At 43.1% G+C, this 18,139-nt stretch carries 17 protein-coding genes; 6 read left to right on the plus strand and 11 right to left on the minus strand.

Annotated features, from left to right (window positions below):
- Positions 1–8: 8 nt before the first annotated feature.
- From ACFS5N_RS12555 to ACFS5N_RS12580, 6 genes are all read right to left on the minus strand, one after another.
- Positions 9–632, minus strand: a complete 624-nt coding sequence (locus tag ACFS5N_RS12555) for an HAD family hydrolase (RefSeq protein ID WP_377185902.1) — start codon at positions 630–632, stop codon at positions 9–11.
- Between the two features lie 15 nt (positions 633–647).
- Positions 648–1,739, minus strand: coding sequence for a transaldolase (gene tal, locus ACFS5N_RS12560; RefSeq protein WP_377185904.1), 1,092 nt, complete (start codon positions 1,737–1,739; stop codon positions 648–650).
- Positions 1,740–1,838: 99 nt separating this feature from the next.
- Positions 1,839–2,552, minus strand: a complete 714-nt coding sequence (rpiA, locus tag ACFS5N_RS12565; protein ID WP_377185906.1) for a ribose 5-phosphate isomerase A — start codon at positions 2,550–2,552, stop codon at positions 1,839–1,841.
- A gap of 17 nt (positions 2,553–2,569) precedes the next feature.
- On the minus strand, positions 2,570–3,157 hold the full coding sequence (locus tag ACFS5N_RS12570; protein WP_377185908.1) for a hypothetical protein: 588 nt from the start codon (positions 3,155–3,157) through the stop codon (positions 2,570–2,572).
- 64 nt (positions 3,158–3,221) lie between these two features.
- Entirely contained in the window at positions 3,222–5,228 is a 2,007-nt protein-coding gene (tkt, locus tag ACFS5N_RS12575) for a transketolase (RefSeq protein WP_377185910.1), read from the minus strand.
- Positions 5,229–5,258: 30 nt separating this feature from the next.
- A complete protein-coding gene (locus ACFS5N_RS12580) occupies positions 5,259–6,011 on the minus strand; it encodes an ROK family protein (RefSeq protein WP_377185912.1) in 753 nt (250 codons plus the stop codon).
- A gap of 570 nt (positions 6,012–6,581) precedes the next feature.
- On the opposite strand from ACFS5N_RS12580, the gene ACFS5N_RS12585 reads away from it, so the two are divergent.
- The 4 genes from ACFS5N_RS12585 (at position 6,582) to ACFS5N_RS12600 (ending at position 12,018) form a co-directional block, all read left to right on the plus strand.
- Positions 6,582–6,821, plus strand: a complete 240-nt coding sequence (locus tag ACFS5N_RS12585) for a hypothetical protein (RefSeq protein WP_377185914.1) — start codon at positions 6,582–6,584, stop codon at positions 6,819–6,821.
- A gap of 459 nt (positions 6,822–7,280) precedes the next feature.
- Positions 7,281–8,795 carry a Gfo/Idh/MocA family protein gene (locus ACFS5N_RS12590; RefSeq protein ID WP_377185916.1) on the plus strand — a complete coding sequence of 505 codons (1,515 nt, stop codon included), beginning with the start codon at positions 7,281–7,283 and terminating at the stop codon, positions 8,793–8,795.
- 74 nt (positions 8,796–8,869) lie between these two features.
- Entirely contained in the window at positions 8,870–11,527 is a 2,658-nt protein-coding gene (locus ACFS5N_RS12595) for a beta-galactosidase (RefSeq protein WP_377185918.1), read from the plus strand.
- Positions 11,528–11,607: 80 nt separating this feature from the next.
- Complete coding sequence (locus tag ACFS5N_RS12600; RefSeq protein ID WP_377185920.1) at positions 11,608–12,018, plus strand: hypothetical protein; 411 nt, start codon at positions 11,608–11,610, stop codon at positions 12,016–12,018.
- Positions 12,019–12,202: 184 nt separating this feature from the next.
- Here the strand turns inward: ACFS5N_RS12600 and ACFS5N_RS12605 are convergent, their stop codons facing one another.
- The gene (locus ACFS5N_RS12605; protein ID WP_377185922.1) at positions 12,203–13,102 is read right to left on the minus strand and encodes a hydroxypyruvate isomerase family protein; all 900 of its coding nucleotides are present in this window, start codon (positions 13,100–13,102) and stop codon (positions 12,203–12,205) included.
- A gap of 107 nt (positions 13,103–13,209) precedes the next feature.
- Between ACFS5N_RS12605 and ACFS5N_RS12610 the strand changes: the two genes are divergently transcribed.
- Entirely contained in the window at positions 13,210–13,557 is a 348-nt protein-coding gene (locus tag ACFS5N_RS12610; protein WP_377185924.1) for a hypothetical protein, read from the plus strand.
- 21 nt (positions 13,558–13,578) lie between these two features.
- Here ACFS5N_RS12610 and ACFS5N_RS12615 read toward each other — a convergent pair whose 3' ends face one another.
- Both ACFS5N_RS12615 and ACFS5N_RS12620 read right to left on the minus strand, forming a co-directional pair.
- The gene (locus ACFS5N_RS12615; protein WP_377185926.1) at positions 13,579–14,451 is read right to left on the minus strand and encodes a glutamate--tRNA ligase family protein; all 873 of its coding nucleotides are present in this window, start codon (positions 14,449–14,451) and stop codon (positions 13,579–13,581) included.
- 81 nt (positions 14,452–14,532) lie between these two features.
- On the minus strand, positions 14,533–15,285 hold the full coding sequence (locus tag ACFS5N_RS12620; RefSeq protein ID WP_377185928.1) for a hypothetical protein: 753 nt from the start codon (positions 15,283–15,285) through the stop codon (positions 14,533–14,535).
- A 222-nt stretch (positions 15,286–15,507) separates the two neighbouring features.
- Here ACFS5N_RS12620 and ACFS5N_RS12625 point away from each other — a divergent pair, with 222 nt between their 5' ends.
- Positions 15,508–15,768 (plus strand): hypothetical protein, encoded by a 261-nt coding sequence (locus tag ACFS5N_RS12625; RefSeq protein ID WP_377185930.1) that lies wholly within the window; start codon positions 15,508–15,510, stop codon positions 15,766–15,768.
- Between the two features lie 21 nt (positions 15,769–15,789).
- Here ACFS5N_RS12625 and ACFS5N_RS12630 read toward each other — a convergent pair whose 3' ends face one another.
- On the minus strand, positions 15,790–17,016 hold the full coding sequence (locus ACFS5N_RS12630; RefSeq protein WP_377185932.1) for an aspartyl protease family protein: 1,227 nt from the start codon (positions 17,014–17,016) through the stop codon (positions 15,790–15,792).
- An 86-nt stretch (positions 17,017–17,102) separates the two neighbouring features.
- Positions 17,103–18,101, minus strand: a complete 999-nt coding sequence (locus ACFS5N_RS12635; RefSeq protein WP_377185934.1) for a YihY/virulence factor BrkB family protein — start codon at positions 18,099–18,101, stop codon at positions 17,103–17,105.
- Between the last annotated feature and the right edge of the window lie 38 nt (positions 18,102–18,139).

The raw sequence follows: 18,139 nt of genomic DNA on the forward strand, positions 1-18,139 counted from the left end.
CTGTAGCCTTAGCTCATGTTATTTTCCTCTTTTAATTGTTCTAATATTTTTTTGGTCGATTCAAGGTCTGTATGCAGATAGGCCCTGATACCCAGGTTTTTTGCTGCATTTACAAACATGATCCTGTCGTCAAAATACACGCATTGGTTTGGCTGTGCCTGGGCTATGCCCATGGCCAGTTTCCAGATTGCAGGGTCTGGCTTACGTAAGCCAACTTCGCATGATGACACAAACGCATCAAAAAATTCATGTAGTTTGAATTTTTTTACACGGTAATCATTCAGTTCCTTGCCCTCATTGTTAACTGAGATAATGCGAAAGCCGCAGTCTTTTTTCCATTCTTTCAGCCACTTTAAAGTGGGCAGCTCGATCGACTGGCGGTAAACAAACTCCTTAAAATCCTCTCGTGTAAAATCGCGCGGATGGTTGAAGATAACTGTATCCAGGTATTCGTCAAGCGTGACACCGCCAATTTCATAAACGTTAAATATGAAATTATGCAGGCCATTAACTTCATCATAATCCAGACCGAATTTTTTAGCAGCTTCTTCACGGCTCTCATGCCCCCAGCCATTGCTGAGTATCACGCCGCCAATATCAAAAAAAAGGATCTTAAGGTTATTTGCTTCCATAAGGTAGTGCAGATATTATTTGCCTTTATTAGCTTCGATAGATGCTAATAGTTTTTCAAAAGGCTGATTAAATTTCTCAATACCTTCGTCTTCCAATTGTTGTGTTAATTTGTCGATATCAATACCTGCAGCTTTAACACGCGCTAAAGCTTCAGTAGCTTTGTCTAAGCCTTGCTCTAAAGTGTTGGCAGCAACACCGTGATCGCGGAAAGCAACAATGGTTTCCAACGGAACGGTATCAACAGTATCCGGCCCAATCAAAGCTTCAACATATTTAGTGTCTTTGAAAGCCGGGTTTTTGCTGCTGGTACTTGCCCATAATAAACGTTGAGGGTTAGCGCCTTTAGCTGCTAATTTTTCCCAACGCTCGCCGCTGAATACGCGTTTGTAAATTTCATAAGCTTTTTTAGCTGACGCGATAGCAACTTCGCCTTTCAGATCAGCCAAACCTTTTTCGTCAAGGATCGGGTCGATCAATACATCAATACGGCTCAGGAAGAAACTTGCTACCGAGTGGATGTGCGAAATTTCATGACCAGCGGCCAGATGGTCTTCCAAACCTGCAATGTAAGCCAAGGCAACATCTTCATAGCGTTGTAAGCCGAACAACAAGGTAACATTTATATTCACACCTTGGGCAGTAGCACGACGGATGGCATCTAAGCCTGGTTGTGTGCCCGGGATTTTGATCATTACATTTTCGCGATCAACTTCTTTCCACAATTGGATAGCTTGCTGATAAGTTTCTTCGCCTTTTAATGCTAAAAATGGAGAAACCTCTAAACTTACATAACCATCGCCTTTGTTGCTTTCGTTATATAAAGGTTTAAACAGATCACATGCATCCTGAATGTCTTTGATAGCTAAACCAAAGAAAATTTCTTCGTTAGTTTTGTTGCCTTTTGATAATTCAGCAATATCACCGTCATACATATCGCTACTGCTTATAGCTTTTTCAAAAATCGCAGGGTTTGAGGTTACGCCTCTTACACCATCGTCATCAATCAAAGCTTTAAGCCTGCCATCGCCTATAAATGCGCGATCGATAAAATCAAGCCAAATGCTTTGACCAAAGCTGTGTATCTGTTTTACTTTATTAGTTTCCATTATGTTTTAATTTTTAATGCTTTTAAATTGTGTGTAGGGGTTATGTTTTCTTGCGTCAATAAATGTACCACCAATAGGTTGTAATGTCATACTATAATACTATTCATTATTATTTGACGCCATTAAAACTTCAATGTTATAATTAATGAACAATCCGCTTTCAATTACGCCGGTAATGCTCTTGATCTTACGCTCCATATCAACATCAATCTCATGGAAACGCACATCCAGCAATAAATTGTTATTTTCGGTGATCACCGGTCCGTCTTTGCCACCTGCTGGTCGAAGCTGTATATCAGTGGCGCCTAAAAATAACAGCTCCTGTTCCACATGCGTTAATGCCTGCGGAAAAACCTCAACCGGAACCGGGAATTTTGAGCCCAGGCGATCGACTATTTTACTATCGTCGACAATAATATAGCTTACCGGGCTGCTGCTTATCAAAAGCTTTTCTTTGAACAAGGCTCCGCCGCGGCCTTTGATCAGGCTTTTGTTTGGGTCAACCTCGTCGGCGCCGTCAAAACACCAGTCGGGTTTGTGTTCAAATAAAGTGGTAAGCGGTATGCCCAGTTTAGTGCAGAATAACGATATTTCGATTGAAGTCGGAATAGCCTTGATATTTAATTGCTCGGCTTTAATACGCTCTGCAATAGCAAATAGGGTGAGGAACACCGTACTGCCCGAACCTACACCTAGCACATCGCCGTCTTTTATTTTACCGGCTATCTGATCGGCCACCTTTTGCTTGCCGGCTACATTACTGATGTTGCCCGCCCAACTTAGGTTTTTGATGATGTCGCTATTCCAGTTCATTTGTTTATTAAAAGTAGCTAGTGTTTTAGGGCCAGTGTAGCTTTTACGTCTTTATTATAAGCTGTTATCAGGTCAAAAATATCAGTGCCATTGTCGTACCATAGGTCGGTCAGTTTCCAATGGCCGTTTATTTTCGTTACCTCAACAATTACCGGCGAATTTGCTTTTGATTTTGCTCCTTTAGGCTGGTAATCAGGCTCGGTAGTAATGCTTAATAAAAAGTTATTTCCTTTTGATTTTACTTGGGTTACGGTGTAACTAGCTCCATTATCCTGCGCTGCCAAAAACGGATCCATATCGATACCCAATACATCCTCAGCACCCTTAGGCGTTGGGGTATTATAGTAGCCGTATAATGCATTGAAAAGTTTGGTGTCAAAACAGTCCTTTTTTCTCGTCAATGCCAGCTTTTCTGAAGGGATCTGGTTGGTTTTACCCGGAACGAACTTGTTATACAGTGGTACATACCAATCATAAAATCCCTGAACAAATGCTTTAGCCGTAGTTTTATCATTGGCCTGAGCTTGTGCCTTTAAGCCAGAAAACGCAATCATGTTTACCACGATCACGCACAGCATTAAAAGGTATTTGTTCTTTAAATTCATCGGTATATGTTAAAGATGTGAGACACGAAGAAGAATCTCATGTCTCACATCTTAATACTTATTTCTATAAAAGCGCTTTAGCTTTTTTAACTACGTTATCTACCGTAAAGCCAAAGTATTTGTAAAGCTCATCTGCCGGAGCCGATTCGCCAAATGTTTCCATGCAAAGGGTATCACCTTCGTCGGTAACATATTTGTGCCAGCCCAGTGGCGATGCCATCTCAACGGCCAAACGTTTTTTAATTGCTTTAGGGAATACTGATTCCTTGTAAGCAGCATCCTGTTTTTCAAACAATTCCCAGGATGGCATAGATACAACGCGTGCAGCAATACCTTCTTCAGCTAGTTTAGCCTGAGCTTGCATGATCAGGGCAACTTCTGAACCTGTTGCAATCAGGATAACCTGAGGAGTTTTGTCAGAGTCAGACAATACATAAGCGCCTTTCTCCAGGTTGTCGGCTTTCGCGTATTTGTCCTGATCTAAAATAGGCAAACCTTGACGGGTAAACACCAGTACGGTAGGGCCATCGGTTTTCTCGATAGCTACGCGCCATGCGTGCGTGGTTTCGTTAGCGTCAGCCGGGCGAATAACGGTGATGTTAGGAATTGAACGTAAAGAGATCAATTGCTCGATAGGCTGGTGGGTAGTACCATCTTCGCCTAAGCCGATACTGTCGTGGGTGTAAACAAAGATCGGCGCAATTTTCATGATCGCTGCCAAACGGATTGGCGGACGCATATACTCAGAGAACATCAGGAAGGTGGCGCCGAAAGGTTTGATACCTTTGGTCAAGGCCATACCGTTTAATGCCGAACCCATAGCGTGCTCGCGGATACCGAAGTGGAAGTTGCGGCCGTTACGGTTTTCTGAAGTAAATGAGTCAGACTCTTTTAAGTTAGTTTCGGTAGATGGAGCCAAATCTGCCGCACCGCCGATTAGATGAGGGAAAGAAGCCGCTAAAGCATTTAATACTTTACCTGAAGCCTGGCGGGTAGCCATTTTAGGGTCAGACGCTTTAAATACGGGCAGTTTTTCTGTCCAGCCTTTTGGCAATTCATTATTAACTGCAGCTTTGTACTCAGCAGCTAATTCAGGATATTTTTCAGCGTATTGGGCAAACAGGTCATTCCATTTTTTCTCGGTTTCAATGCCGCGTGCACCAATTTTGTGGTAATATTCTTCAACTTCGGTTGGTATGTTGAATGATTTATCTTCGTCAAAACCAAAGAACTTTTTAACCAGTTTAATCTCGTCGGCGCCCAGCGGAGAACCATGCGAACCTGCAGTACCTGATTTATTAGGGCTACCGTAAGCAATTAATGAACGCACGCGGATCAATGATGGTTTTTGAGTCTCGGCTCTTGCATTAACCAAAGCCTGGTGTAAACCATTGATATCGTTAGCATCAGCTACTGACTGTACGTGCCAGCCATAAGCGCGGAAACGTGCATCAACATCTTCGTTGAAAGCAATGTCGGTACTGCCTTCAATCGAGATCTTGTTATCGTCATATATATAAATGATGTTACCCAACTCTAAGTGGCCTGCCAGTGAAGCAGCTTCTGAAGTTACACCTTCCATCATATCGCCATCGCTGCAGATAGCATAGATGTGGTAGTTGAACAGGTCGAAACCCGGTTTGTTATAGTAACCTGCCAGGTGTTTTTGTGCGATAGCGAAACCAACACCATTGGCAAAGCCTTGTCCAAGCGGGCCGGTAGTTACGTCAACGCCCGGAGCCAGACCATACTCAGGGTGGCCTGCGGTTTTGCTGTGCAGCTGACGGAAATTTTTAATATCATCTAAAGAAAGATCATAACCTAACAGGTGTAAAAAGCTGTACTGTAAAATACAAGCGTGACCTGCAGAAAGGATGAATCTGTCGCGGTTTGCCCAATCAGGATTCTTTGGATTAAAATTGATAAAATCCTTCCAAAGTACGTGACCTACCGGCGCAAGCGCCATAGCAGTACCCGGGTGGCCCGAGTTAGCCTTTTGTACAGCATCTGCCGACAAAATTCTTACCGTATCAATTGCTAATTCTTCGATGTTTTTACTGTTTGAATCCATTTCCTCTTTTTTATGATATGTGACTTTATTTTATTTAGTTGATGATGGTTTTTTACCCGGTTGCAGCACCTGGCCTTCAGCCCATAGCCGGGCGCCGCCTTTGATGCCGTCGCGGTTAGTAACCAATTTGATATTTTTATCCAGCTTAATGTCCAGTTCGCGGGCGTTACCCCCACCTATATACAAAGTGTCGTAGTTGAAGAGTGTTTTCAAAACTTTCAACACTTTCTCCATACGTTCGTTCCACTTTTTCTTGCCTTCGGCCTCAAAAGCTTTGTCTCCTACGTAAGCATCATAGCTGTTATGGCGGGTTATGGGGCTTTGGCCAACTTCAAGATGCGGTAATAATTTGCCATCTAACAACAGGGCCGTGCCAAAACCGGTGCCCAGGGTAATTACCAGTTCCAATCCCTTACCGCTTACCACGCCAAGGCCTTGCATATCTGCATCGTTTACCACTGCGGCGGGTACGCCAAATTCTTTAGTCAACCTCTCGCCAAATTTATAATTAGCCCAGGCATCGTTATCCAGATTGGGTGCAGTTTTAACAATGCTGTCGCGCACATAGCCGGGAAAGCCCACTGATATATGGTTGAAGTCATCAATAGGCTCGGCCAGTTTTTTTATCGTAGCTATGACATTCTCAGGATTAGCCGGTTGCGGTGTTTCAAGTTTGCTGTAGTTTACCAGCATGGCCCCGTTTTCATCAAGCACCGTAGCCTTAATATGCGAACCGCCGATATCGATAGATAGTACTTTAAGTGGTGAAGATGTATTGCTCATAACAGTTATGGTCGGGGGCAAAAGTAATATGTATTTTGAAATATATGATAATCTTTTGGTCAATATATGAGGCTAATTGGCTGATAATTTACCCAAATAACCGAATAAATGCTTGTTTGCGGCTAAAAACGCTATTTTTTTTAGTGTCATTTGTACACCAAAAGTTCAACAAATGTGAAAAAATGCCACATCGGCATCAAAATTTACAAAAAGCACAACCTTTTGTTTAAGAAATGTTTTTTTAATATGCCCGCAGCATTATGCAAAACTCATGTTTTTATTATGCATTGTTTAGTGATTTGACTAGCGTTGAAACTGAACAAAAAGAATAACATTCAAAATTGGTTTACGGCATTATAGTAGTTAACTTAGTGATAACCAAACCCTAATCATATTAATGCCATTAATTGCTGTCAATTTTTATTACCTAACTATCTGCGTCTTTCCGGGGCGTAGTCATCCATGTGTCCAATCTGATATTTAGATATTAAAAGGAAAGTGCCTGCTTTGTAAACAGGATAGGGAATGCTGCAACCCGAATAAATGAGGCGAAACCTAAATTTATTGATAATGAAAAAATTAAGATTGAAGGCGTTGAGCTTGGGTGCTAAAGAAATTTTAAGCAGAGAGCAATTAAAAGCTGTTTTTGGCGGAGCTGCAGGTTCTGGCTCGGGCAGCGGTGATTGTGACGTTTACTATGACTGGTATTGTGAAACGTCTGATGGATCCTGCAATTATATGGGGCAATATACTAATTGTACCACCGACCCCGGTGAATGCAATGGAACTATTCATGCGTATGGTTGTTAATTAAAGTCAATGGCATGAGAATCTCGTGCCATTGATTAGTATTACTCATTTGTTAAATAAGTTTTTGCAGCATACATAAATATCAGGCAAAAAGCTCTCCTCACTTCGCCTATAATATTTCTTAATATTAACACTCCTTCTATATAAAATGTCTGGCGGGGCAATTAATCCTATGTACAAGTGGTAGCGCATTACTTACACATGTAAAGTACCGGGTAGATTTGGTGTGGATTTTTATGATAAAATTGTTACGTTCTAATACCTGATTTTTTTTAGTTATTCGTATTTAATTTATAATTTCAACCTTTGTCAGGATGCTGTGATGGGCATCTGAAAAGCAGAACCAATTAAAGCGCAGCATACTCAATCAACATTATTTAATTAATTGGGTTTTTGTGCATTGATTATTTATCAATTGAACATTTAACAAACAATACATCCAACATTAAAACTAATAACATGAAAGAAAATGAAGAAAAGGCAGAAGGCACTTCACGGAGAGATTTTGTGAAAACCAGTGCTCTTGCTGCTGCCGGCTTTTCCATTGTACCGCGTTTTGTACTAGGTAAAGGCTACAGAGCACCAAGTGATACCTTGTATTATGCGAGTGTGGGTTTGGGCGGTAAAGGTACAAGTGATAATGCGGCATTTGTGGCTAGCGGTAAAGCTAAACCTGCATTTTTATGTGATGTTGATCAGGACTATGCAGCACACGTGTACAACAAATATCCTGATGCCAAAAAATATGTGGATTGGAGAGAGATGTTTGACAAAGAGCACAAAAATTTTGATGCTGTGCACTGTGCTACTCCAGACCATACCCACGCTGTTGTTGCTACCGCAGCAATGTCGTTAAAAAAACACGTTTACGTTCAAAAACCTATGGCTCACGACGTGTACGAAGCGCGTATGATGGCTAATATGGGGCATAAATACAAAGTACAAACCCAAATGGGTAACCAAGGTTCATCAAATGACAATGTTCGTAAAATGATGGAGTGGTATGATGCCGGCCTTATCGGTGATGTTACCGAAGTATGGTGCTGGACTAACCGCCCAATCTGGCCCCAAGGTTCTGTTGGTGCCAATACCCCTCAAGGTTTAAGATGGCCAACTCAATCAACTACACCGCCAAGCAGCCTAAATTGGGATTTGTGGCAAGGTACTGCTAAAGAAAGGCCTTATCCTATTGGCCAGGACCAACCGGGTGGCGTAAAAGTATTGCCGTTTAATTGGAGAGGATGGTGGGATTATGGTACGGGCGTATTAGGCGATATGGGTGCGCACATTCTGCACGGCCCAATGAAAACATTAGGTCTTAAATATGTTGAGAAAGTTTCAACCAGCATTGGTCAGGGCGGTTCATTGGAAACCGGTCCAGGTTCAAGTTTTACCACTATGACTTTCGGTAAGACTGATAAAACCAGCGGCCCTGTTAAAGTTCATTGGTTAGATGGTGGTATGATCCCTCCTCGCCCGGATGAATTAGATCCGTCAGAACAATGGGGTGCAGGTGATGGTGGTATGTTATTCATTGGTACAAAAGGTAAAATGACTGCAAAATGCTATGCTGATAACTTGCGTCTGCTACCCGTATCAAGAATGGACGATATCAACGTTCCTGAGAAATATGCCCGTGTTAAAAATAGCACTGATGGCCACTACGCACAATGGGTTGAAGCTTGTCTGGCCGGCTATGGCAACATGCAAACCAGCTCTCCGTTTGAAGAGGCTGCTTTATTAACTGAAGCAATGTTAATGTGTAACCTGGCAATCAGAGGTGTAAACGTGCCTAAGCTGGCTGATGCAAATGGCGCACAAGTTGAAGGCCGTCGTCGTAACCGTGCCGATTACCCTGCCCGTTACATCGATTTGATTTATGACGCTGCTAACTTAAAAGTAACCAACGTTGACGAGGTTAACCAATTCGTGAAACGCGATTACAGAGCACCTTGGAAACTAAGCGGTATTTAATCAATATCTGCTTAAAATATAAAAGGAGGCACCACACCGGTTGCCTCCTTTTTTGTTTTATATTAAATTGCGCGATGATATTAAATATCTACAGATTCAAAAATAAACAGAGCGTTGTCACCCTGAGCTTGTCGAAGGGCGGGCTTAAAGACCTGCGCTCATGCTTTGACGGGTTCAGCATGACAGCCATCTTATTGCTGATTGCTATATTCCAGGCCACCGCACAACCCAACACCGGCACCCCCACACGTAACGACCATATGTTTCCGGCTGCCCCGGCAGCAAAGCCTTTCGTTGACTACGATGCCCGCGGATTCCTGATTAACGGTAAACGTACGTTCATTGCCTCGGCCGGGATGGAGTATGCACGTGTGCCACGCGCTTTATGGCGTGACCGCTTGCTGCGCCTTAAGCGCGCCGGCTTTAACGCTGTAGAAATGTATACCTTTTGGAATTATCACGAACCTAAAGAGGGCCAGTTTAATTTTACCGGCGATCATGATCTTGATGCCTACCTGAAGCTTATCAAAAGCATGGGCATGTATGCCATAGTGCGTGTTGGCCCATATTATTGCGGCGAATGGAATATGGGCGGCTACCCCATTTGGCTAAGATTTAAAAAAGGTTTACGCGTACGAGAGGATAACCCGCAATTTTTAGCGGCGGTAGATAAATATTTTAATAAGCTAATGCCTATTGTGGCCAGCAATCAGATCAACCATGGTGGCCCGGTGATTATGGTGCAGTTAGAAAATGAGCACCGCGCAGGTTGGGGAACGATAGTGCCAAATGCCTATTTTAAGCATTTGCAGACCAAATCACTTGAACTGGGTTTACAGGTCCCCTATTTTTTCAGCGGGCTGCATTCAGGTAACGACCCGGCCAGCGATTATGCCAGTCTGGACGATCCCGGCCGACCAAACCCATGGTTTAGCCCGGAATACTGGGGAGTGTGGTTCTTAAATTACGGTCCGCAGGAAACCGACTCTACGCTGTACGATCGTCGTACCTGGAAGATCATCGCGCACGGCGGAAATGGTTACAACGTTTATATGGCGCACGGCGGCTCAAACTTTGAGTATAATAATGATCGAGAAAATGCTGCTTCTTACGATTACGGAGCAGCCGTTGGCCAAACCGGCGATTTGCGACCTATATACTACAGCTTTAAGCGCGCCAACTGGTTTGCCCGCAGCTTTCAGGATGTGCTGGAAAATAGTCTGGACGAACAGCATAATCTGCCTGCAGTATCTGACACTACAATTAAAGTAACCGCCCGCAAAAGCCTGGCGGGTACTATCGCTTTTTTGGATAATCCGGATTCAGTATCGGTAAAGTTTGAACTTAAGCCTCCAGGAGATGTGCCTGTAAAGGCATCAGCACAAATAAAGCTGGCCGCCGGAGAGATCATGCCGGTTGTACAGAATTATCCTATCGCCCCAAACATTAAACTTGCCTGGGGGCCTGCGCGTATTTATGCTGTTCAATCATATCAGAAAACAACGCGCCTGTTGATTTATGGCGATGCAGATTCGAAAGCGCGGCTATATTTCGCTGTAGGCAAAGGCGCCGTTAACTTCAATTCGGATGCGTTTAAATTGAACGACGGTTTATTGAGTTTTGACGCGAAGATAACGAATGTGCCAATACCTTATTTATTTGCTGTAGATGGTCACCTGGTCAGGATAATAGTGGTAAACAATGAACTTGTGGCCCGCAGCTGGTTAGACGACAATAATATCATAATCGGTGCTGATTATGTGGCCGATGCTTCAAACCTTAGTGCAACTGTCGAGCATCCGTGGGAAGCCAGGAAAGCTTACCCAGTTTGGCTTTACCGCGCAGACGGGACGGTGTCAGAAGTTATCAAGCCTTTTGATGCTGAGCATCCGCAGCAATTAAGCTTAGGCGCATGGCAGGCAAAAAATGCTTTTTCGCCGGCATCTGCCGTTTTTAACGATAGAAACTGGCTGTATAGCTACCAGGCGCAACAGATGGGCGCAGACGGCGATGTCACCGCCTATGCCTGGTATCGCACAAAAATAAAGGTGAAAGCCTCCGGGCGATACCTGCTCCAGTTGCGCAAAGCGCCTGAGGGCGGCTCAGTTTTTTTGGATGGCAAACGGGTGGATACTTCAGCTATATTGCCCGATACTTTGCAACTTAATTTGACGAAGGGTACGCATTCACTTGCAATTTTTACATCACATATCGGGCGAAATAAGCTCATCTTTAAAATTGGGGAAATAGACACACTGGACAGAAAAGGCATTTGGGGAAAGGTAACTTTACAAAAAGTTGCGGGTAAAAACCCGGCGATAGCGGTGAATAACTGGCGAATGCAGGGAGGCCCATGTGGCAATTCGGCCGGTGACGGTTGTGTAATTGGTTTTGACAAAAGTGTGCAGGGGTGGACAAGGCTACCGGCCAAATCATTACACAAGCCACAATTTTACAGGGCAGCGTTAAACCTTAGCAGCCAAATATACTCAAATACCATATGGCGCGTTATAACTACCAGTTTAAGCTCAGGCTCGGTATGGGTTAACGGGCACAATCTGGGGCGATACCCGGAAAAGATCAAAATAAACGGAATGTACATTCCCAACTGCTGGTTAAAGCCCGGCAAAAACACAATAGTGATTTTTGACGAAAACGGGATGCTCCCCAACAAGGTAAGCATCAAGGCAGAGGTAGCCGCCAGCAGAGACACACAAACGTTACAGTTTTAAAACGAAACTGTTACAGTAAATGTGGGTTATTTTGATAATATTTGTAATCTAATAAAAACAATAAAAACTAAATTAAAAAAATGAAAAAGGTATTATTAGCAGCCGTTGTAGTACTAACTGCAGTTACCGTAACTTTAGCAGCAACTGTTGACGGTGTTTGGAAAGGTTTGGTTGAAGGACAGTATAACTTATCGCTTACATTAAAAACCGATGGCGCCAAACTAACCGGTGTTTTCGCTTTAGTTGATAACAACCCAAAATCAGAAAATCCTGATGAAGCAGGTTACACACCATTCGTGGCTGCCCAAATGGGTAAAAACACTATTTCTGATGGTAAGGTAGACGGTGATAACATTCAATTCACTACTACTTTTAACGATAAACCTATCGTTTATAAAGGTACCATTGCCGATGGTAAGTTGGTTTTAACCACTACTTTTAACGGCCAGCCAGTTAAATTGACTTTAAAGCAACCTGCTGTTGCTAAGTAACATTTCGCCTTTCGGCAGATAAAGAAAAGGCCCTCTGAATTTCAGAGGGCCTTTTTAGTTTATTGCTTAACCCAGCGCGTCATTGCAAGCGAGGTACGAGCGTGGCAATCTCTACACGGCAGTTATTGAAACTAAGCAGTGTAGAGATTGCTTCGTCCCTCGCAATTACGAGTGGGGAGTTGTATTACACATCACAAATCATCATCGAAGCTTTAAGCGAGGCTATCATTTGATCCTGGTCATTAGTAGTTGGCAGGTACTCTTGTGCCACATAGCCCTTAAAGCCAAGGTCTTTGATGGCCTTGATGATGGCCGGATAATAAAGCTCCTGCGTATCATTCGGGTCATGACGGCCCGGTACGCCGGCTACATGGAAATGCGCCAGGTAATCGTGGTACTTGCGAATATTGGCGATAACATTCCCCTCGTCAATTTGCATATGATAAATATCATACAGCAATTTAAAATTTTCTGAACCAAGGGCTTTGCATAGCTTAACGCCCCATTCGGTATGGTCGCATTGATAATCGTGGTGGTCAACCTTGCTGTTGAGCAGCTCCATACACATTACAACACCATGCTTTTCTGCCAGCGGTAATATTTTTTTAAGCCCGGTTACACAGTTTTGCAGGCCGGTTTCATCATCTTTCCCTTCGCGGTTACCGCTAAAGCAAATCAGGTTTTTATAACCGGCGGCGGCAACTTTGGGTATCAGGTCACTGTAATCTTTAATCAGTTTTTCGTGTTTGGCAGGGTCATTCCAGCCAAATGTTATGGCGACACCCGGCCCGTTACACATTGACGAGTATAAGCCATGCTTTTGGGCAATTGCCCATTCGTCCGGGCCTATCAGGTCAATAGCTTTCATGCCCATATCGGCAGCGGCCTTACAAAGTGAATCAAGGTCGATGTTTTGAAAACACCACCGGCACACTGAATGATTGATGTTACCTTTCAATTTTTTTGGTTCGATATTGGTTTTAGGCGAAGTTTTGAATGCAGATAAAGTACCCGCGGCAGCAACGGCGCCGGTGCCGGCCAGTATGTTTTTTATAGCCGATCTGCGATTTTGTGATGATCTCATAATTACTAAAATTACGGTTTTTTGAATTAGCTTGTATAAAAATTTGAATACATTAAACTACGGTATCGTATTTTTGTCTATAATTACAAAAAGCGCAAAGGAGAGAGATGAAGAAGTACTTTTTGATATCGATGTTGGTAGTACTTGTAGCCTCGGCAGTTTGCTACGCCGAAGGTGCAAGTGGAAAATGGAGTGGTACCATTGCTTTACTGTATGATGTAACCGTAAACATGAAGGAAGATAATGGCCTTGTTAACGGTGTTGTGAATACAGAGATTGGCGATATCCCATTAAAGAATGGTGTTATTAAAGGCTCTGATATCACATTTAAGCCATTTACCTATAATGGTTTTGCGGTGCAATACGTAAAGGGTAAAATAGACGGTGACAAAATGAACGTAGTAATAGGTTTTCAGGGCACCAGTTTCAGCGGCACGCTTAAACGCGTAAAATAATCCAATACTTTTCTGGCGATACTAAAGAAAGGCGTCGTAGGTGTCCTCGAAGCTTCTTATGGGATGTTTCGTGCCTAAAATTGCACCAATGATGCTATAAACGTCGGCAGCCTTTTTGCCTTCCCGGCGCAGGTGTTTAATAGAAGTTGATCCGGCAGATTTGGACAGCTTTTTCTCCCCGTCTTGCATAATTAACAGATGATGATAAAAAGTGGTGTCCTGATACTTGCGGTAGCCCAATACGTCGGCCAAAAAAAGTTGCGCCAGGGTTGAGGAATAAAGGTCCTCGCCCCGGATAATCAGGTCGACTCCGAACATTAAATCATCAACTACCGAGGCCAGCTGATAAGCCGGATGACCATCCTTTTTTTTTACCACAAAATTTTTCATGGATTCAGGCAAACGGGTGTTTATTAAGCCTTCGTTTAAAGTTTTAAGCTTGATGAGTCGATCATCAGTATATAAACGCCAGGCCGTATCGGGTGTATCCAGCGGGATAGATTTGTTTATACAATTACCTGGATAGCTGTTGCCTTGCAGCTGGGAACGCGAGCACCGGCAGGCAAATACCTCTCGTTTATGTTCCAGTAGTTGCAGCGCTTCGGTGTAGCTGTCTGTACGATGTATTTGCGACCATTGGCCTTGATACCCTGCCATGTTACGCGGGCCTTCATCCCACGGAATTTCTAAAAAATTAAGCGTATCAAAAATATCCTGTACATAATCTACATTTACCCTTTGCTGGTCAAGGTCATCAATTCTGAGTAAAATTTTAGCGCCGGCTTTGCGGGCTAAAGCCGCAGTTAAAGCAAACGATAGGGCATTACCCACATGCAAATAGCCACTGGGGGTGGGCGCTATTCGGGTGCGGTTGAATTTTTGGCCGTTTTGCATGCATCTAAAATAAGGCAAATCGGCACAAATAAAAAAGGGCTCCGCTTGTGCGAAACCCTTTTTGAGCTGAGCATAGTTTTATTAGTTAATACCAGCAGCCTTAGCTACCTGGTTATAGTCGCGCAGGTTAATGCCCGGGTTGTGAGTTACCATAAATGTTAATGATGTGCCTGGAATAACTACCACCCTAATGTCAAGACCCGAAGATGTGAAGTTTGCTTTCAGATCAATATAACCAACACCATAATCCTGCAAATTTAGCGTATTGCCTGATTCTGAATACGGCAATGCATTCCATGAGGTAGTGGTACCCGTATTACGGAAATATACCATGACTATACCTTTATCAACAATGTCCTGAGTAATTGCCGGAACCACAAAATGAGTTAAGCCTACTAATACCACGCTTTGGTTAGTAAATATATAGCTTGATACGGTTGCGTTTGCGCCGGTGGCTCCCGTAGCGCCTGTAGCTCCGGTAGCGCCCGTTGCTCCAGTTGCACCTTTGGGTCCCGTAGCACCTGTGGCGCCGGTAGCACCCGTTGTACCTGTCGCTCCTGTTGCCCCTGTGCCGCCTGTTGCACCATTGGCACCGGTGGCTCCTGTAGCACCAGTTGCGCCAGCCGCACCATTAGCACCGGTAGCACCTGTAGCACCGGCTACGCCCTGAGGGCCACCAGGGCCATCAGCACCGGCAGCGCCCGTTGCACCAGTGGCGCCTGTAACACCTGTTGCACCTGTGGCGCCGGCTGGACCAGGAGCAGTAGTGCTTTTGCAAGCGTTTATGCTGAGAAATACAAATATTAGCGCAGGTAGTAAATATTTTATCTTCATCGTGACGAGTGTGTTATGGGCCTAAAGTATGCGCATTTGTACGCAATATAATGGTTTTGGTTTCAATAATTGAAACGAGCTAAATAAAATTTCCTTTGACTATATTAATTTAACAATTGCGATTTACTCTTAGTTAACATCTGTTTATAAATTAATGCCAATAAGTTAAAACTTATATTTTTTGTTTTCGTTTAACTAGCAAACACTTAACTTATGAGTAACATGCGCAACCTGCACGCCAAGGTGCATAAATGGATCGATACGATAGGTTTTAGACTTAATGCCTCGCAAACCAATAAGCGGAGCAATGTCACTACCAACCATTATTTTTTTGAAACCTTCAATTTTTTGGAAAAAGCGAAAGACGGGGATCTTAAAAATTCAAAATTCCTGTGCTTTGATATGTACGGAGAGAAAGTGAATGTAAGGTCGCTTTTAGACTTACAAACCGCTTTTTTTGAAAACATCAGTCAGCTGAAGTAACAGAAACAAAATTTCAGCCTGTTAAACCCTGCGCTTTAAGGTTAAGCGTATAGGTACATACTTTTTATCGCGGGATATCAGCAGGAAAAATGGCCTGCCATCTCTTGACTGGAACAGATCATCTATTTGCTGTAACGTCATATGCCCAACAGCGGTTCTGTCAATCATTTCTAACTCATCTCCCTTTTTTAAACCAGCTTCACTGGCCGCAGACCCCGGCTCAACCTTGTCAACAACAACGTGTACTAAATCATAATCTACAATGCTGTAATAAGTCATGCCGCTCATGTCATGCTCATCGCGCCTGTGGTACTCGGTGCCGGGCTTCAGATATATGACGTTATTAGGGTAGTCAAAAATTACGTTGAATTTTTTAAGCAGGCCTATACCCAAATTGCCGTCACGGGGTACTGCAGGCACTATTTTGTTATTGTCAGGGAAAGCGCCTATCACGTTTTTAACACTATATTTTCCCAGCTCAACATTTTTAATGCGACTTAGATAGCCGTTTACAGGGCCGTTTATGCCTATGCCCAAATTGGCGTCTATATATTGGGGTTGCAATTGCTTGTCATCGGCAAGGTTTTCCATGGATATAAAATGGCCCGCACCAAGGTCAATAACCAACTTGCTTTTGCGGGTATTACCATTGGCAAAAGTTACGTTAGTGGTCAGGTATGGTTTACGGTCTTCAATGCTGATCGGAAGTTTAGCTGCACGTCTATAATAATGCATGTTTTGCGGGGCCGATACAACGAGCACATTTTCTGCAAAGTTTATTTTGACCGCCAGCTGGCTAAAAAACTCATAGCCTAATAAGCCATGAATGGTGCGCCCGGCATATGCCGACAAGCCAAAATGATCTTCAGTAAACACTGCGGCGCTAACATTATGGCTCACTATCCCTTGTAAATTGATATTTAACGGTGTGGTTATATGAGCTTCAAATTCTTTACCCTCACCCAAGCCGTGTATCTTAACAGTGCGTGTGCTTTTTATATTGAGCGAGTCAACCAGCGATGGCTCGGTAATGAGCATATATCCTACGCCGGTGTCTAATGCAAAATTATAAGGACCCTGATTATTAATTTTTAATTGTACTACGATGAGATTTCGAACCAGTTCAAACGGGATAGTCTCGGACGTTCCCGGCTCTTCCATACTAAATGACTGCGCAGCCGCAGCTTTGCTAAAGCAGCAAACTATAACTGCCAGAATAATAAACCGATAGCGTTTGCTCCAAAACACGGCCTTAATTCAAAACTTACAATTGGATATTAAAATTAACAAAAGTTTATGTCATAAATGCAACTTTTGTTAACTATTATTCAACGTTATTTTGACGAAGCCGGCTTTTCTTTCTCAGGTTTTTCGAGCTTTCCCTTCAAGTCGGGATTTTGGGGTGGCAGTGTTTTAACCTCATGCTCAACCTCTGTTTGGATAACAGCTACCGCATATTCGGCCGGCTCAATTTTGCAACCCACTGCTTCTGCATATACCTGTGTAAACTCAGCGCCGATATACAATATAGCGGCGGTGTAGTATATCCAAAGTAAAATAAGGATGATAGAACCCGCTGCCCCATAGGCCGAGCTTTGCGCAGCGTATTGTAAATAAATACCGATACCATATTGCCCCAACATAAATAACAATGCGGTAAAAATTGCGCCTGAGCGCACATCTTTCCACCGAATTTTAACATCAGGCAATACTTTAAATATGATACCGAATAAGGTTGATATTACAACAAGTGTAATGCCCAGATTGATGCACTTAATTAATACACTGGTTACGTATGGCAAAAAATGAGCTAGTTTTTTGCTCAATGCATCCATTAAAAAGTTGATTACTAACGACACCAGCAATAAAAAGCCCAGACTTACTATTAACGAGAATGATAAAAAACGATTTTGCAAAAGTTTAAGCCAGCCCTTTTTGGGTTTAGCTTTTACCCGCCATATGATGTTTAAAGAATCCTGTATTTCTACAAATATGCTGCTGGCACCTACCATCAGCGTTATTACGCCTATCACAACGGCTATGCCGGTTTTACCTGAAAAGGCCAGGCTTTTCAGCATATCCTGAATTTGCAATGCGGCCTGCGAGCCTACATATTGCGCTATTTGCGGGTACAGGCGGTTGGTAGCTGCATCCTGTCCAAAAAACAGCCCTGCTAATGATATCACTAAAATTAAAAGCGGAGCTAAAGAGAAAACGGTGTAGTAAGCCAATGACGCGCTTAATTTCATTCCATTATCGTTGATGAAGCCGCTAAACGTGGCCACTAATACTTTCCAGAGTTTTTTAAGGTAGGTTTTGTTGATCAATCTCATTTTAAATCAATTATATTTGTTGTCCGGCATTATAAAAC

The sequence above is a fragment of the Mucilaginibacter ximonensis genome (genome assembly GCF_042686265.1).
GTDB classification, from domain to species: domain Bacteria; phylum Bacteroidota; class Bacteroidia; order Sphingobacteriales; family Sphingobacteriaceae; genus Mucilaginibacter; species Mucilaginibacter ximonensis.

Excerpts from the sequence above, each read along its gene's own strand:
- ACFS5N_RS12555 (WP_377185902.1), bottom strand. The coding sequence starts at position 632 with ATGGAAGCAAATAACCTTAAGATCCTTTTTTTTGATATTGGCGGCGTG.
- tal (WP_377185904.1), bottom strand. The coding sequence starts at position 1,739 with ATGGAAACTAATAAAGTAAAACAGATACACAGCTTTGGTCAAAGCATT.
- rpiA (WP_377185906.1), bottom strand. The coding sequence starts at position 2,552 with ATGAACTGGAATAGCGACATCATCAAAAACCTAAGTTGGGCGGGCAAC.
- ACFS5N_RS12570 (WP_377185908.1), bottom strand. The coding sequence starts at position 3,157 with ATGAATTTAAAGAACAAATACCTTTTAATGCTGTGCGTGATCGTGGTA.
- tkt (WP_377185910.1), bottom strand. The coding sequence starts at position 5,228 with ATGGATTCAAACAGTAAAAACATCGAAGAATTAGCAATTGATACGGTA.
- ACFS5N_RS12580 (WP_377185912.1), bottom strand. The coding sequence starts at position 6,011 with ATGAGCAATACATCTTCACCACTTAAAGTACTATCTATCGATATCGGC.
- ACFS5N_RS12585 (WP_377185914.1), top strand. The coding sequence starts at position 6,582 with ATGAAAAAATTAAGATTGAAGGCGTTGAGCTTGGGTGCTAAAGAAATT.
- ACFS5N_RS12590 (WP_377185916.1), top strand. The coding sequence starts at position 7,281 with ATGAAAGAAAATGAAGAAAAGGCAGAAGGCACTTCACGGAGAGATTTT.
- ACFS5N_RS12595 (WP_377185918.1), top strand. The coding sequence starts at position 8,870 with ATGATATTAAATATCTACAGATTCAAAAATAAACAGAGCGTTGTCACC.
- ACFS5N_RS12600 (WP_377185920.1), top strand. The coding sequence starts at position 11,608 with ATGAAAAAGGTATTATTAGCAGCCGTTGTAGTACTAACTGCAGTTACC.
- ACFS5N_RS12605 (WP_377185922.1), bottom strand. The coding sequence starts at position 13,102 with ATGAGATCATCACAAAATCGCAGATCGGCTATAAAAAACATACTGGCC.
- ACFS5N_RS12610 (WP_377185924.1), top strand. The coding sequence starts at position 13,210 with ATGAAGAAGTACTTTTTGATATCGATGTTGGTAGTACTTGTAGCCTCG.
- ACFS5N_RS12615 (WP_377185926.1), bottom strand. The coding sequence starts at position 14,451 with ATGCAAAACGGCCAAAAATTCAACCGCACCCGAATAGCGCCCACCCCC.
- ACFS5N_RS12620 (WP_377185928.1), bottom strand. The coding sequence starts at position 15,285 with ATGAAGATAAAATATTTACTACCTGCGCTAATATTTGTATTTCTCAGC.
- ACFS5N_RS12625 (WP_377185930.1), top strand. The coding sequence starts at position 15,508 with ATGCGCAACCTGCACGCCAAGGTGCATAAATGGATCGATACGATAGGT.
- ACFS5N_RS12635 (WP_377185934.1), bottom strand. The coding sequence starts at position 18,101 with ATGAGATTGATCAACAAAACCTACCTTAAAAAACTCTGGAAAGTATTA.